This window comes from Pseudomonas sp. LG1E9, assembly GCF_003290225.1.
In the GTDB taxonomy this organism is placed as follows: Bacteria; Pseudomonadota; Gammaproteobacteria; order Pseudomonadales; family Pseudomonadaceae; genus Aquipseudomonas; species Aquipseudomonas cyclaminis.
The window spans coordinates 1,215,405-1,229,754 of record NZ_CP029983.1; the positions used below are offsets into that span (position 1 = coordinate 1,215,405).

Consider the following 14,350-nt stretch of genomic DNA (forward strand, 5'->3'; position numbering starts at 1 on the left):
TCAAGCTGCCTGTCTGGCCGTGACGAACGCCGCAAGGCTCGCCACGTTGGTGAAGTGATTACGGGTGTCCTTGGCGTCGGCATCGATCTTGATGCCGTACTTTTTCTGAATCGCCAGGCCCAATTCCAGGGCGTCTACCGAATCCAGGCCCAGGCCTTCGCCGAACAGGGTTTGGTCGCTACCAATGTCGTCGGCGCTGATGTCTTCCAGGCCCAGGGCCTCGATGATCAGCTTCTTTATGTCGTGCTCAAGGCGGTGTTGGTCGCTCATCTTCGGCGAGCTCCTTAATGAAATAATGGTGCAGGTAATCGTTGAGCTTGCGTGAAGCCTGAGGCGCGGGCCCCAGTGTTGCGAACGCCTGTGGTTCTATATCGGCCCCCACGCGCAAACTGAAGTGAAAACGGCGCTTTGGGATGCGATACCAGGGTTCGGCCTTGGTCAAGGTGGTGGGGCTGACCTTGATCACCACGGGGGTGATGATTGTCGCACCCCGCAGCGCAATGGCGGCGCCGCCGCGATGAAAGGCGGGCGCTGCGCCGGGCGTGGTGCGGGTGCCTTCAGGGAAGATGATCAGCGTCTGGCCTTCGCGCAGGGCGTCGGCGGCGGCATCCAGCATCTCTGCGCTGCCGTCATTGCTGATATAGCCGGCATCGCGTATCGGCCCACGGGTGAACGGGTTCTGCCACAGGCTCTGCTTGACCACACAGTTGGTCTGGCGCATCAGGCCGATCAGGAACACCACATCGATCAGCGACGGATGGTTGGCGACGATCATCTGGCCAGGGCGACCGAGTTTCTCGGCGCCTTCGACGCTGTAGGTCAGCACGCCCGCGCGTTGCATCAGGCGAATAAAGAACCAGAACAGCTTGCTGATGGTGTGACGGGCGCGACGCTGATGCTTGTCGGCGCTGCCCGGCAGGCAACTGAGCACCGGAAACACCAGCAAACGCAGGCACAGCCCACCGACACCAAACAGGAAGAAGCTGGCGGCGGTGGCGAACAGGCGCCAGTAGTAGGCGTCCCGTGGCTTGTCGGTCAGGGCTTGCGTTGCCAGTTCCATACACGGTTCTTCCAGGCATGTTGGCAGGCACCCTGTTCGGTGAGCAGGGTGCGCAGCAGGTTCAGGGCATGGGGCCACTGGGTTTGAGTGGCTTGGACAGTGCCGGGCGTGAGTTCCAGTTGCCACTCGTCGCCTGGGGTCAGCAGCAGGCCGAGGGCGTAGGGGAAGGGCACGTCAACGATCCAACTGGCGTAGGCCTCGGGCGGCTGTTCTTCGGTGATCACCAGCAATACCGCCGGGGCGCCTTCGTTGAGCAGCGCGGCGGCTTCGAGCATGCCGTGCTCCAGGCCGTCGCCGGCTGCGGCGAGGGCAGTCATTTCACTGGTTTCATTACGCAGGATCGACCACAGGCCAATCACGGCGTTATGCACCGACAGGCTGAATTGGGTCGGGGACAGCGGCTGGTCGTTGGCCAGGTCGCTGAGGATGTCGAGGGTGCGCGGGGTTTCGCCATGCCGGGAAATAAACACCAGCGGCAGGTCTTGCAGGCCTTCGGCCAGCGGCCAGCCCACGCTGAACGCCATGCGTGCCAGCCGGCTCAGGCGGCGGCGCTGCATAGCAGGCAGGAACGACACGTCGGGCGAGGCATCGCTGGCGGGCAGCAGCGCAGGGGCCTGGCACCAGGCGTGCCAGTCGTGCGCACTCTCCAGCCCTGGGGCCCAGGCGCGCCATTGGGCGATATTGAAGTTGATCACTGAGAAGTTATCCCGCCCCTGCGGGCTTCCATGTGCGGCTTTTGGCCCCGAATACCGGGACAGGGAGCAATCGCCGAATGGCGCGCATTATCCCGGTGCCGTGGGGTTCTAGCAAACTTTGGTAAAGGTTTGTTCACGGCGGAATACAAATTGTTGGTAAAGATTTACAGATTGTCCGTTATGGACGGCTGGGTTGGCTTGTCGGCCCGTTCCTAATCACTCGTACGTGACTTGCCTTTGATGCAGCGATGCATTGTTGAACGAGGTAGCTAACAGGCGCTTTTGCCCTCTACACTCGGACATTCATTGATACACGGAGGTTTTTCCATGCGGCGTGTGGTGTTCAATCAGAAAGGCGGCGTTGGCAAGTCCAGCATCGCCTGCAACCTGGCGGCGGTCAGCGCCAGCGAAGGCTATCGAACCCTGTTGGTGGACCTCGATGCACAAGCCAACTCTACCCAGTACCTCACCGGGCTGACCGGCAACGACATCCCCATGGGGATCGCGGACTTTTTCAAGCAAACCCTGTCTTCCGGACCGTTTTCGAAGAAGAACAAGGTCGATATCTACGAAACGCCGTTCGACAACCTGCACGTGATCACCGCCACCGCAGAGCTGGCGGACCTGCAGCCTAAGCTTGAAGCCAAGCACAAGATCAACAAACTGCGAAAGTTGCTGGATGAACTGGCCGAAGATTACGACCGGATCTATCTCGATACGCCGCCAGCACTGAATTTTTATGCGGTTTCGGCATTGATTGCCGCTGATCGTGTGCTGATCCCCTTCGATTGCGACAGCTTCTCGCGTCAGGCCTTGTATGGCCTGCTGGCTGAAATCGAAGAATTGAAGGAAGACCACAACGAAGGCCTTGAAGTGGAAGGCATCGTGGTCAACCAGTTCCAGGCCCGAGCGAGCCTGCCGCAGCAGATGCTGGAGGAGTTGATCGCCGAAGGCTTGCCGGTGCTGCCGGTGTACCTGGCCAGTTCGGTGCGCATGCGCGAGTCGCACCAGGAGAGCAAGCCGCTGATCCACCTGGACCCTCGGCATAAGCTGACGCAGCAGTTTGTGGAGTTGCATAACCTGCTGGAAAGCGCCTAGATCGAGTGTGGGAGGGGGCTTATCGCCCCCGATAGCAGTGTGTCAGCCAGCCCACCTGGTACTGATCCACTGCCATCGGGGGCAAGCCCCCTCCCACATTTGTATTGTATTTCTGCTGGTGGATGTGGATTTGCCCCACTGGGGCTGTAGGAACGGTCTTGCAATAGGGCGTGTGCCTTGTCTCATTGCCTACAGCTAAGCCAGAATCGCCCGGCTTGTGCGTCTGGATGGTCGTCTCTAAGGTTTGCCGGTCACTGAATGTTCAGTGATCGGGTTTAGTAGCCTGTGGTGAGACGTACAGCAAATCATTGATCAGGACTGTCCTGTATTTGATGGTGGCTGTACGGAGGGCGCTTTCGAGCGCGCCGGTGAGTCTCCCCGGTCTACTAACCTGCGTACAGCTGCCACCCTCCGTTTAGTAGCGGCTGGTTGCGGCGCTTACTCGGAGACGTTCCATGGTTAACCTTTACGCCGTTGCACCCGACCTCCCCACCGAAACCCTCGTGCTCAACAGCTACGAAACCTTGTCCTCTGTGCGCACGCTATTGCTCAACCTATCCAACGACCTCACTGGCGAACACCGCGACGTAGCCTTGGCTATTCATCAATTGAGTGAGCTGGGCGTGCTGCTGGTGGGCCAGATGATGGACCGCGAAGTACCGCTGGCCTCAAGGTAGGCGCGGTCAAAAAAGTGTGGGAGGGGGCTTGCCCCCGATAGCAGTGTGTCAGCCAGCCCACCTGGTACTGATCCACTGCCATCGGGGGCAAGCCCCCTCCCACATTTGATCCCGTTGATTGAGGGGCTGGTTTACACCCCTTGGCTGCGCAACCAGCTCATCAACTGCGGCAACGGAAACGCGCCGCTCTGGCGCGCCACTTCGCGGCCGTTCTTGAACAGAATCAAACTGGGAATCGAGCGAATCCCCAACTGCGCCGACAACTGCTGATTGGCCTCGCTGTCGAGCTTGGCCAGCCGACACTTGGCCTCCAACTGCCCGGCCGCCTGTTCAAACACCGGCGCGAACGACTTGCACGGCCCGCACCAGTCGGCCCACACATCGACCAGAAGCGGCAGGTCGCCCTTGATCTGGCTGGCGTAGTCGCCTTGTTTCAGCTCAAAAGGCTTATTCAACAACACCTGTTGCTTACAACGCCCGCATTTGGGCGCATCTCCCAGGCGTTCGCCGGGGATGCGGTTGAGGCCGTTGCAGTGAGGGCAGGGGATGACGAGAGGTTCAGACATTGAGGGCTCCTTGGAAGTGGCCAATGGCACTGTATTTGGAGTCGGGGGCTAGGTTTATCAAGTCAGGCAGATGCGACTCATCCGCTCACAGTTCTGCCCATGTCGAAGCGAGATTGTCTATCTAGGCTGCTAGAGCCGGTTTTGTCTTGAACCATTGGTCTGCTTGTGGCTATAGCAAATTGCGATAGTCGCAATTCGGGTTTAGCCTCCATAGCACGATGCGATAAGGATGTTGCATGCGAGTCATCAGTGAAAAAAGGATTTGGGAAGCAAAGGAAAAATGGCCCCGTTCCGCAGCGGCTTTGGATCAGTGGTATCGCATCATCAAGCGAAATTCCCCCAAAGACTTTGCGGCGATGAAAACCATGTTCCCCGCCACCGATAAGGTCGGAGCGTTTCATGTATTTGATATTGGAGGCAACAAGCTTAGGTTGATTGCTAGCGTGGAGTATCAGGTGCAGCACGTTTACATCAAGCACCTGCTTGATCACCGCGATTATGAGAAAGACAAATGGAAGGAAAAAATCAGATGAGCGCGCTTATGCGAGTCGCGGTCGAACACTGGCAATTCGTATCGCCAGTACTACGAAAGCCGGAAAACGAGGCAGACTACGACGCGATGGTAGGCTGCCTGGACGAGTTATTGAGCCTAATCGGTGAAGATGAGGACAGCCCGCTCATGAGTTTGGTGGACATCCTCAGCGATTGGATCGAAGCCTATGATCATGCGCATCGGCCAATGCCCGTCGCCAGTGGTGTAGATGTGCTGCGCTATATGATGCGCGAGCACAACCTCACCCAGAGCGACTTGCCGGGCGTTGGTGCTCAATCGGTTGTGTCCGAAGTACTGAGCGGCAAGCGCCAGCTCAACGTGCGGCAGATTCGTTGGCTGGCGGAGCGTTTCGGTGTTTCAGTGGAAACCTTTATCTAAAGGTTTCACGACGAACAACTTATCTCCAAATGCTTGCCCCAATCCGGCGGCCGCTGCGCGTATTGTTCCATTCCCGCCTGTTCCTCAAACGGCTTGGAAAGCACCTCATGCAGCCGCCGCACTTCGCTGTAATCGCCTGATTCTGCGGCGGTGATAGCGTTCTGTGCCAGGTAGTTGCGCAGGATGTACAACGGGTTCACTGCGTGCATCCGCTCACGGCGCTGTTCTTCGCTGCAGTTCCCATCCCGTGCGACACGTTCCTTGTACTGCTCGGCCCAGGCGTCAAACCCGGCCATGTCGACAAAATCATCGCGCAAACGCGCCACGGCCAGCGCCGCGGATTCATCCCCCAAACGGCGGAAGAACAGGGTGTAGTCCACGCCGCTGTTCTGCATCAGCTTGAGCAGGCGCTCCACCAATTTCTGGTCGTCGTCTTCGGCGGTGGTCAGCCCCAGGCGGCGGCGCATCAGGTCGAGGTAGTGGGCCTGGTAGAACGGCAGGTATAGGCCCAGGGCTTCCTTCAAGGCTTCAACGCTGATAAACGGCGTCAGCGCCTGGGCCAGTGCGCTGAGGTTCCACTGGCCAATCGGCACTTGGTTGCTAAACGAGTAGCGTCCTTCATGGTCGGAATGGTTGCAGATGAAGTGCGCGTCAAAATCATCCAGAAACGCAAACGGCCCGAAGTCGAATGTTATGCCCAGGATCGACATGTTGTCGGTGTTCATCACGCCATGGCAGAAGCCATAGGCCTGCCATTTGGCGATCATCTCGGCATTGCGTTCGACGATTTCGCGGAACATCGCGAGGTAAGGTTCAGGCTGTTCCTTGCACTCGGGGTAGTGCAGTGAAAGCACGTGCTCGGCCAGTTCCGCCTGCTGCTCTGGTTTCTTGGTGTAGTAGAAATATTCGAAATGCCCGAAGCGGATATGGCTCGGCGCCAGGCGCAGCACCATCGCCCCGCGCTCCTGTTTTTCGCGCCATACCGGCGTGCTGGAGCCGATCACGCACAGCGCACGGCTACTGGGGATGCCCAGCGCGTGGAGTGCTTCAGAGGCAAGAAACTCCCGAATCGACGAGCGCAAAACCGCACGGCCATCGCCCATCCGCGAGTAAGGCGTCATTCCGGCGCCCTTGAGGTGCAGGTCCCAATGCTCGCCGGCCTGGTTGTACACCTCGCCGAGCAACAACCCACGGCCATCGCCCAACTGCGGGGTATAGCCGCCGAACTGGTGCCCGGAGTAGACCATCGCCCGCGGTTCCGCCTCGGCCCACAGCTTGTGGCCGCCGAACAGCTCGGCGAATACCGGCGTGTCGGCCACTGTCGGGTCGAGGTCGAGCAGGGCCATGGCGGCATCGCTCGCCACGACAAGGCGCGGCTCGTCGAGGGGCTCGGGCAAAACGTGGGTTGAGAACGCGTCGCCCAGGCGTGCGAAGCGGTTGTCGAAGGTCAGTTCGTCGAGGGCTTTCACCGGCCATCTCCAGCAGAATGTCCGAACATTCTGCTGGGGATAGGGCGTTTAGTCGAGTTTGCTCGGTGGCGGTTCCGGTGCGTCTTCGACTTTACCGGGCGGCGGCTCGGGGGCGTCCTGCTCTGCGGCAGGCGCGGCGATGGTCTTGCGATCATCCTCGACCGGCACCAGTTTGTACTCCTGGCCGTGCATGTTCTTGAGGTACACCTCCATCTGCCGGAACGAGATGTTGATGTGCTGCTTCTTGAACTCGCGGTTGATATAGCGGTTGACCTCGTCCAGCACCGGGTTGCGGTCACCGAGGTCGCGCACGTGCATGCGCAGCTCGTGGTCGAGGGTGCTTTCGCCGAAGTTGAGGAAATACACGTGAGGTTCCGGCTCCTTCAGAACCCGTGGGTTTTCCCTGGCAGCCTTGAGCAGCAATTCCCTCACCAGGTCCAGATCAGAGCCGTAGTCCACGCCCAGCTTCAGGGTGACGCGGGTGATGGTGTCGGTCAGCGACCAGTTGATCAGTTGCCCGGTAATGAACGTCTTGTTCGGGACAATGATGTCCTTGCGGTCGAAGTCGGTGATGGTGGTGGCGCGGATGCGGATCTTGCTCACCGTGCCCGACAGGTTGCCGATGGTGATGGTGTCGCCGATACGCACCGGGCGTTCGAACAGGATCATGATGCCGGAGATGAAGTTGGCGAAGATCTCCTGCATGCCGAAGCCCAGGCCCACTGACAGTGCGGCCACCAGCCATTGCAACTTGTCCCAGCTCACGCCGAGGGTAGACAGGGTAGACACGAAGCCCACGCCGGCAATCACATAGGACAGCAAGGTGGTGGTGGCGTAGGCGCTGCCCTGGGCCAGGTCCAGCTTGGACAGTACCAGCACCTCCAGCAGACCGGGCAGGTTGCGCGCCAGGGCGAAGGTGATGCCGATGATGATCAGCGCGCCGAGCAAGTCGCCGATGCTGATAGGCACCATGCTGATATTCGCACCCGTGCCGCTGGTGTATTCGTACAGCGTGACGTTATCCAGGTAGGAAAACACCGAGATCAGGTCCGACCACACCCAGTACAGCGCGGCGATAAAGCCGCCAAGCAGGGCCAGGCGAATCAGGCGCATGGACTGTTCGTTGACCTGTTCGATGTCCAGGGTCGGTTCTTCGATCACGGCTTCGCCATCACCGGCTTCCTTGGCGGCCTGGCGTTTGGCCAGGGCTCGGGCATAGGCCAGGCGGCGGGCGGCAACGCCCAGGCCACGCACGAAGGTGGCTTCGATCACCAGCCAGAACATCAGCAGGTACAGGGTGTTGATCAACCGGTCGCTGAGTTTCAGGGCGGTGTAGTAGTAGCCGAAGCACACGGCAATAAACAGCGCGATGGGCAGTGCGGTAAACAGCAGGCCCACGGCTTTGCGGAACAGCGAGGCTTTTTCGTGGGTCGGGCTGTGCAACAGCAGGCGCCCGAGCAGCCAGGCCATCAGCGCATAGCACGTCAGGACCACGGCGATGCCTAGCACGTCGTCGGCCAGTGCCGCCGGTTGATGCTCGGCAATCGCCACCACGGCCACCAGCGCCAGTACGACCAGGCCGAGTTTACGCACCCAGCCTTGCAGGAATTCGACCTGGGGTTTTTCCCAGCGAAAATGCAGTTCGGCCACGCCGCCCGGCGCCAGGATGCGGTAGGCGGTGTAGAACACCAGCCACGCCTGGGCGATCTGCAGCAATGCCGCGCCCAGGTTGGCGTTTTGCCCACGGGCGTCGATTTGCAGCGCATAACCGCACAGCGCCAGGCCCAGGGCTACCGGCATCGCCAGCAGGATATTCACCAGGATCGCCTGCGGCGTGTGCCACTGGCTGTCGCGTTTGAAGTGGCCGATGTCCAGGTGGACCCTTTTCAGGCGGGCGTACAGCGCGGTGCGCCGCCACAGCAGGAAGCCGATCAACAGCAACAGCGGCAGGAACAGCAATGGGCGCTGGGTCAGGCCGTCATACAGCTCACTGACGCTGGAGGCCCAGGGCAGGGTGGTGACTTGCTTGCTCAGGTGCGCCGGCACGGTCTCCAGCCACTCGGTGTCCAGCGGCTTGTTGCTCGGGATCCAGAACATCTGCTCGTCGAGCGTGGCGCGCAGGGTGGTGGCGGTGCTGAGCAGTTGTTTCTGGTTGAGTTGCAGGGTGATGGATTCGTTGAGCAGTGCACTCAGCTCGCGGCTCAGGCGCTCCAACAGGTCGCTGCGGGTGACCGCCAGTTCCAGCAGGGTGCGGCGCAGTTGCGGGGTGACGTCGTCCGGTGGCTGGTTGGCCAGCAGGTTGTCGACATAAGTACCGGGGGAACTGATCAGTTCGCGTTGCTGGTTGACCTCGAACTGGTACAGGCGAATGTTGGCAATGTCGTCGGCCAGGTCACGGTCCACGGTCAGGCGCGGCAGTGCCTGTTTTTGCTTATACAGAATCTTCGACAGCAGCAGGCTGCCTTTGAGCACACTGATTTGCTCATCCAGGGCTGAGTCGCTCTGGGTCACGGTGTCCAGTTGCTGCTTGGTCTGCAGGTTCTTCTGGGTCAGGTCGTTGAGGCGGTCGGTGCTTTTGAGCAGGTAGTCGGAGAGCTTCAGGTTGGCCGCACTTTCCGTGGCCAACAGGCTGCTGCCTCCGGCCTTTTGCGCTTCGATGGACTGCTGGGTCACGGTCTGTTGGGACTGGGCCAGGCGCTTCTGGTTGATCAGGGTTTGCAGGTCCTGGATCTCTTGTTCCAGGCGCGCGATTTTTTCCACCACCAGGTCATGCTGGCTGTTGCCCAGGTCTTGCAGCTGGCTGTTGCCGGCCAGTTCCTGGCGGCGCAGGGGTATCAGTGCATTGAGTGCGGCGAGCTCGGCGTTCAGTTGGTTGCGTTGGTCGCTGTTAAGCGCTTTGCCATTGTCCTTGCCGGCCTTTAGCGTCGAATTGATCTGCAGGATGCGCGTCTGGCTGCTGCTGATTTCGGTCTGGGCGCGTTCGGGGCGGGTCTGGGCGGCGATGGTCAGGCTGTTGGCTTCGGCCAGGTCTTTTTGCAGGTCGCCTTGCTGGGTGGTGCGCTGCACCAGCAATTGCTCAAGCTGCGGCACCGGCAGCGTGGCATAGCGCTGGGCCACCGGGATGATTTTGGTAGCCTTGAGGCGGGTCAGCTCGCGCTGGTTTTCGCTGGTCTGGCGCGGCGCGTCTTCCAGCTGGCGCTTGAGCTCGACCAGGCGCTGCTCGTAATCCTGCTGGTTGCCCAGATACGTCAGGGTCTGCTGCAGGATGGTTTGCAGCGCCTTCATGTCGGCGTCGGGCAGCTTGCGGTCGGGCAGCTTGTCCAGGGTTTGCTGGATGGCATCGGCGCTGGGCGGGTCGGCGGCGTAGACGCTGCCAAAACAAAGGGTCAGGCCCAGCAGGGCAGTGGCGAGAAACGTGCGCAGGGTTGGCATAGACACCGGTCTTGCAAGGTGAAGAATCGGGAGCGTGCTGTCGCTCCGCAGTTTAGAGGAAGAGTCCGGGGCCCGGGCGACTTCCTTCGGGGAATCTGACGCCCACTTTGCCGATCTTGTTCCCGTCCATGACCGCGACGGTCCAGATGGTGTTGTTCCACTCCACCTGGTCGCCGACGATGGGGGCGCCGCCGACTTTTTGGGTGATGAAGCTGCTCAGTGGCATGTCCGGATCGATGCCCTCCAACTTCAGGCCGTACAGGGCCGAAACCGCGCCCAGCTGGGCGTCGCCTTCCAGCACGAAGTCGCCGAAGAAGCGCAGGTCGAGGCCGCGTTGCGGTGCCTGGCTGAACAGTTTGCCGAGGGCTGGCAGGTTGTGTTCATGGCCGATCACACAGAGCAGATCGCCGACTTCCAGCACCGTACTACCCGACGGATGGAGCAGTTGCTGGCCACGGAACAGTGCCGCAATCCGCGTGCCTTCGGGCATTTTCAGCTCGCGCAGGGCTGCGCCGATGCACCATTTTTCGGCGCCCAGGCGGTACACGAACAGCTCCCACTCGCTGGTAACGTGTACTTCCAGGGCTGCACGGGAGATCGGCGCCGGGTCCGGTGGTACGGTCACTTTCAGCAACTTGGCCACCCACGGCAGGCTCGTGCCTTGTACCAGCAGTGACACCAGCACGATAAAGAACGCCAGGTTGAAGTACAGCTGCGCATGGGGCAGGCCGGCCATCAGCGGGAACACCGCGAGAATGATCGGCACCGCGCCGCGCAGGCCGACCCACGCGATAAAGCCTTTTTCGCGACCGTGGAATGCCTTGAACGGCAGCAGGCCGACCATCACCGACAACGGCCGCGCAAACAGGATCATCCACAGCGCCAAGCCCAGGGCCGGCAGGGCGATTGGCAGCAAATCATGGGGCGTGACCAACAGGCCCAGCACCAGGAACATGCCGATCTGTGCGAGCCAGGCCATGCCGTCGAGCATATGCAAGATGCCATGACGGCTGCGCACCGGGCGGTTGCCGATCACCAGGCCGCACAGGTAAACGGCGAGGAAACCGCTGCCGTGCAAGGCGTTGGTCAGGGCGAAGACGAACAGGCCACCGGCGATCACCAGGATTGGATACAGGCCGGTGGCCAGGTTGATGCGGTTGACCATCTGCAGCATCAGCCAGCCGCCGCCCAGGCCAACCATGCCGCCGATGCCGAATTCGCGCACCAGATGCGTCAGCAGGCTCCAGTGCAGGCCGGTCTGGCCGCTGGCGAGCATGTCGATCAGGGTGACGGTGAGGAACACCGCCATTGGGTCGTTGCTGCCGGATTCGATTTCCAGCGTGGCGGTAACCCGTTCGTTCAGGCCCTTGCCGCCGAGCAGCGAGAACACCGCCGCGGCGTCGGTGGAACCGACAATCGCGCCAATCAACAAGCCTTGGATAATATTGAGGTCAAACAGCCAGGCTGCCGCCATGCCGGTGAGGCCGGTGGTGATCAACACCCCCACCGTGGCCAGGGACAACGCCGGCCAGAGTGCCACGCGGAAACTCGCCACCCGCGTGCGCAAGCCACCGTCGAGCAGGATCACGGCCAGTGCGAGGTTGCCCACCAGGTAGGCGGTCGGGTAGTTGTCGAAAATGATGCCGCCGCCATCGACGCCGGCGACCATGCCCACGGCCAGGATGATCACCAGGATCGGAATCCCCAGGCGCGACGAAAGAGAACTCACCAGAATGCTCGCACTCACCAGCAACGCGCCGATCAAGAACAGGCTGTTGATGGTCGTCGCATTCAAAGGCAGTACTCCATAAGCAAACAAGACGGGACGCAAACTGACCATGCAGTCTGCGTGCCAGGGATTCTAACCTGTTGAATTGCGGTGCTGTCAAAAAGCTTTTAACGCCGGGCGCAGATCTGAATGTGGGAGGGGGCAAGCCCCCTCCTACATTTTTAACTGAGTGCATTCAGTTAGAGGCGGAACCGCCCCACCATCCCATTCAAATCCACCGCCAACCGCGACAACTCACTGCTCGCCGCACTGGTCTGGCTGGCGCCGGTCGCCGACTGCACCGACAGGTCACGAATGTTCACCAGGTTGCGGTCTACTTCCCGTGCCACCTGCGCCTGCTCTTCCGCTGCGCTGGCGATCACCAGGTTACGTTCATTGATCTGCACAATCGCCGTGTTGATGGTGTCCAGCGACATCCCTGCGCCTTTGGCGATGTTCAGTGTTGATTCAGCACGTTCGGTGCTGTTACGCATCGAGTCCACCGCGTGCTCGGTGCCGGCCTGGATACTGCCGATCATCCGCTCGATCTCGCTGGTGGACTGCTGGGTGCGATGGGCGAGGGCGCGTACTTCATCGGCCACCACCGCAAACCCACGCCCGGCTTCACCGGCGCGCGCTGCTTCGATGGCGGCATTCAGGGCCAGCAGGTTGGTCTGGTCGGCCAGACCGCGAATCACGTCCAGCACCTTGCCGATATCCCGCGACTCATTGGCCAGGTCGCCAATCAGCGTGGCGGTGGCTTGTACGTCGCCGCTCATGCGTTCGATGGCGCTGACGGTTTCCTGTACCAGGTCACGGCCATCGCCGGCCGAAGAGGTGGCATTGCGCGAGGCTTCGGAAGTGCTCACCGCATTGCGCGCAACTTCTTCGACGGCGCTGGTCATCTCGTTGACGGCGGTGGCGGCTTGCTCGATTTCGTTGTTCTGCTGGGTCAGGCCACGGGCGCTTTCGTCGGTGACGGCGTTCAGCTCTTCGGCGGCGGAAGCCAACTGGGTGGCAGAGCCGGCGATGCGTTGCAGGGTGTCGCGCAGCTTGTCCTGCATCTTGGCCATGGCGGCGAGCAGGCGTCCGGCTTCGTCGTTGCCATCAACCTTGATCGGCCGCGTCAGGTTACCTTCGGCCACTTCTTCGGCGGCTTCCAGCGCCTGGGCGATCGGGACGGTGATGCTGCGGGTCAACAGCCAGGCAAACAGCACGGTCAGCGCCGTAGCGATCACCAGCAGGCCCACGACCAGGTCGAAGGCCGCGTTGTATTGGTCTTCCGCCTCCTGGTTAGTCGCCAGGGCCATCTTGTTGTTGATATCCAGCAAACGGGTGAGCACTGCGTTGACTTGCTCGGAGTTGCTCAGCAGCTCGGTATTGAGCAGCGTACGCAACTCCTCCACCTGATTGGCGCGGGACAGGCTCTTCATGCGCTCTTCGATCTGATGGTACTGGCCGAGCAAGCGCACGTATTCGTTGTAGGTAGAGCGCTCTTCGCTGCTTTCGATCAGTTTTTCGTAGACGTCCTGGGCGGTGCGGATCTGCTGGTTGCGCAGCTCGAAGGACTCCAGGGTCTTTTGCTGTACGTCCGGCTCGCGGTTGGTCAGCAAGCGGTACGACAGCACCCGCAGGCGCAGGGTCAGTTGTGTGAACTCATCAAGCGCACGGATGCTTGGCACGCTGGACAGGGTGATGTCTTCGGTCGCGCCACGGATCTTGCTCATCTGGTTCAGGGCGAACACACCGAGAAACAGCATCAGTGCACCAATAAACGCAAAGCCGAGGAAGGCCCTCGGAGCGATATTCATATTACGAAGCGACATGCGGGAATCCTGGGGAGAAGCGCGATCCGTGCGGGGGGTGAGACGGGGTGTGCCTCTCTATCGGTCCTACGACTAAAGTCTAAAGGGGCATGTGCGTTTTTGTCGCATCTGACGAGGGGTTTGGCCGATTCAGGAACCAGATCGGGTAAATGCAGTCACTAAGGCTCGAAAGTGCGGCCCGGCCCTTAAAAATCGGGCTGCGCGCCGGGGATAACCCTGGCATCCGAGGTGAATTTTCTTTATCGTCACCGCCCTTTGAAAAAGCCCGAGAAATCAAAATGTTAGAAGCATCCCTCAGCCAATTGGAACAACTGGTCAGCGACCTGGTACAGCAGAATCAAGACCTGCTGGGCCGCAACGAATCCCTCAAGGCCGAACTGGCCAACGCCAAGGATGAGAACGACAGCCTGCAACTGAGCCTGATGGAGCAGGAAGAAAAACACGGCGCTACCGCTGCCCGTATCCAGGCGTTGGTTGAGCGTGTGAGCGCAGGGCCTGTCAGCGCATGAATGAAGGGATAAAGGTCGTTTCGATTCTCGGAGAGGATTACTCGATCAAGGCGCCAGCGGGGGAAGACAAGACCCTGATGCACGCCGTGACCATGCTCAAGGCCTCCCTGGCCACCACCAAGAAAAAGTACCCGACCCTGATCGGTGACAAATTACTGGTGCTGGCGGCGCTGAACCTGTGCGCCGAGCAGATCGAATTGCAGCAGGCTCATCAACAGGAACTCGACCGTTACCAAGAGCAAGTCAGCGCCACGGTCGATGTAATCTCCAAGGTGATTGGGCAGCCATAGTAAAAGCATGCTGGCGCGCAACGTTTTTC

14 protein-coding genes and 1 pseudogene are annotated in these 14,350 nt (G+C 60.5%); 6 read left to right on the forward strand and 9 right to left on the reverse strand.

What is annotated here, in order from left to right:
- The 3 genes from DNK50_RS05780 to DNK50_RS05790 are packed head-to-tail and all read right to left on the reverse strand — an operon-like array spanning nt 1 to nt 1,755.
- Nucleotides 1–270, reverse strand: coding sequence for a phosphopantetheine-binding protein (locus DNK50_RS05780; RefSeq protein ID WP_112193074.1), 270 nt, complete (start codon nt 268–270; stop codon nt 1–3).
- Nucleotides 248–1,060: a 1-acyl-sn-glycerol-3-phosphate acyltransferase gene (locus DNK50_RS05785; RefSeq protein WP_099583752.1), complete on the reverse strand. Its 813-nt coding sequence runs from the start codon at nt 1,058–1,060 to the stop codon at nt 248–250. Before DNK50_RS05785 ends, DNK50_RS05780 begins: the two co-directional genes overlap by 23 nt.
- On the reverse strand, nt 1,036–1,755 hold the full coding sequence (locus DNK50_RS05790; RefSeq protein WP_112193075.1) for a beta-ketoacyl synthase chain length factor: 720 nt from the start codon (nt 1,753–1,755) through the stop codon (nt 1,036–1,038). Before DNK50_RS05790 ends, DNK50_RS05785 begins: the two co-directional genes overlap by 25 nt.
- Nucleotides 1,756–2,082: 327 nt before the next feature.
- On the opposite strand from DNK50_RS05790, the gene DNK50_RS05795 reads away from it, so the two are divergent.
- Together DNK50_RS05795 and DNK50_RS05800 are read left to right on the forward strand one after the other, a co-directional pair.
- Nucleotides 2,083–2,853 (forward strand): ParA family protein, encoded by a 771-nt coding sequence (locus DNK50_RS05795; RefSeq protein WP_099583750.1) that lies wholly within the window; start codon nt 2,083–2,085, stop codon nt 2,851–2,853.
- 455 nt (nt 2,854–3,308) lie between these two features.
- Complete coding sequence (locus DNK50_RS05800) at nt 3,309–3,530, forward strand: DUF6124 family protein (protein ID WP_112193076.1); 222 nt, start codon at nt 3,309–3,311, stop codon at nt 3,528–3,530.
- 131 nt (nt 3,531–3,661) lie between these two features.
- Here the strand turns inward: DNK50_RS05800 and trxC are convergent, their stop codons facing one another.
- Nucleotides 3,662–4,096, reverse strand: coding sequence for a thioredoxin TrxC (gene trxC / locus DNK50_RS05805; protein WP_099583749.1), 435 nt, complete (start codon nt 4,094–4,096; stop codon nt 3,662–3,664).
- A 236-nt stretch (nt 4,097–4,332) separates the two neighbouring features.
- Between trxC and DNK50_RS05810 the strand changes: the two genes are divergently transcribed.
- The gene (locus DNK50_RS05810) at nt 4,333–4,629 is read left to right on the forward strand and encodes a type II toxin-antitoxin system HigB family toxin (protein WP_099583748.1); all 297 of its coding nucleotides are present in this window, start codon (nt 4,333–4,335) and stop codon (nt 4,627–4,629) included.
- On the forward strand, nt 4,626–5,027 hold the full coding sequence (locus DNK50_RS05815; RefSeq protein ID WP_099583747.1) for a type II toxin-antitoxin system HigA family antitoxin: 402 nt from the start codon (nt 4,626–4,628) through the stop codon (nt 5,025–5,027). Before DNK50_RS05810 ends, DNK50_RS05815 begins: the two co-directional genes overlap by 4 nt.
- 5 nt (nt 5,028–5,032) lie before the next feature.
- Here the strand turns inward: DNK50_RS05815 and selO are convergent, their stop codons facing one another.
- The 5 genes and pseudogenes from selO to DNK50_RS29425 form a co-directional block, all read right to left on the reverse strand.
- Nucleotides 5,033–6,496 (reverse strand): protein adenylyltransferase SelO, encoded by a 1,464-nt coding sequence (gene selO / locus DNK50_RS05820; RefSeq protein ID WP_112193077.1) that lies wholly within the window; start codon nt 6,494–6,496, stop codon nt 5,033–5,035.
- 48 nt (nt 6,497–6,544) lie between these two features.
- Entirely contained in the window at nt 6,545–9,928 is a 3,384-nt protein-coding gene (gene mscK / locus DNK50_RS05825) for a mechanosensitive channel MscK (RefSeq protein WP_112193078.1), read from the reverse strand.
- A 52-nt stretch (nt 9,929–9,980) separates the two neighbouring features.
- Nucleotides 9,981–11,723 (reverse strand): potassium/proton antiporter, encoded by a 1,743-nt coding sequence (locus DNK50_RS05830; RefSeq protein ID WP_112193079.1) that lies wholly within the window; start codon nt 11,721–11,723, stop codon nt 9,981–9,983.
- 173 nt (nt 11,724–11,896) lie between these two features.
- Nucleotides 11,897–12,769: a methyl-accepting chemotaxis protein gene (locus DNK50_RS29420; RefSeq protein ID WP_371926581.1), complete on the reverse strand. Its 873-nt coding sequence runs from the start codon at nt 12,767–12,769 to the stop codon at nt 11,897–11,899.
- A 30-nt stretch (nt 12,770–12,799) separates the two neighbouring features.
- A pseudogene (locus DNK50_RS29425) lies at nt 12,800–13,522 on the reverse strand (MCP four helix bundle domain-containing protein); the annotation flags it as partial.
- 278 nt (nt 13,523–13,800) lie between these two features.
- On the opposite strand from DNK50_RS29425, the gene DNK50_RS05840 reads away from it, so the two are divergent.
- Together DNK50_RS05840 and DNK50_RS05845 are read left to right on the forward strand one after the other, a co-directional pair.
- Entirely contained in the window at nt 13,801–14,031 is a 231-nt protein-coding gene (locus tag DNK50_RS05840; protein WP_099583742.1) for a hypothetical protein, read from the forward strand.
- On the forward strand, nt 14,028–14,321 hold the full coding sequence (locus DNK50_RS05845) for a cell division protein ZapA (protein ID WP_112193081.1): 294 nt from the start codon (nt 14,028–14,030) through the stop codon (nt 14,319–14,321). Before DNK50_RS05840 ends, DNK50_RS05845 begins: the two co-directional genes overlap by 4 nt.
- Nucleotides 14,322–14,350 lie beyond the last annotated feature (29 nt).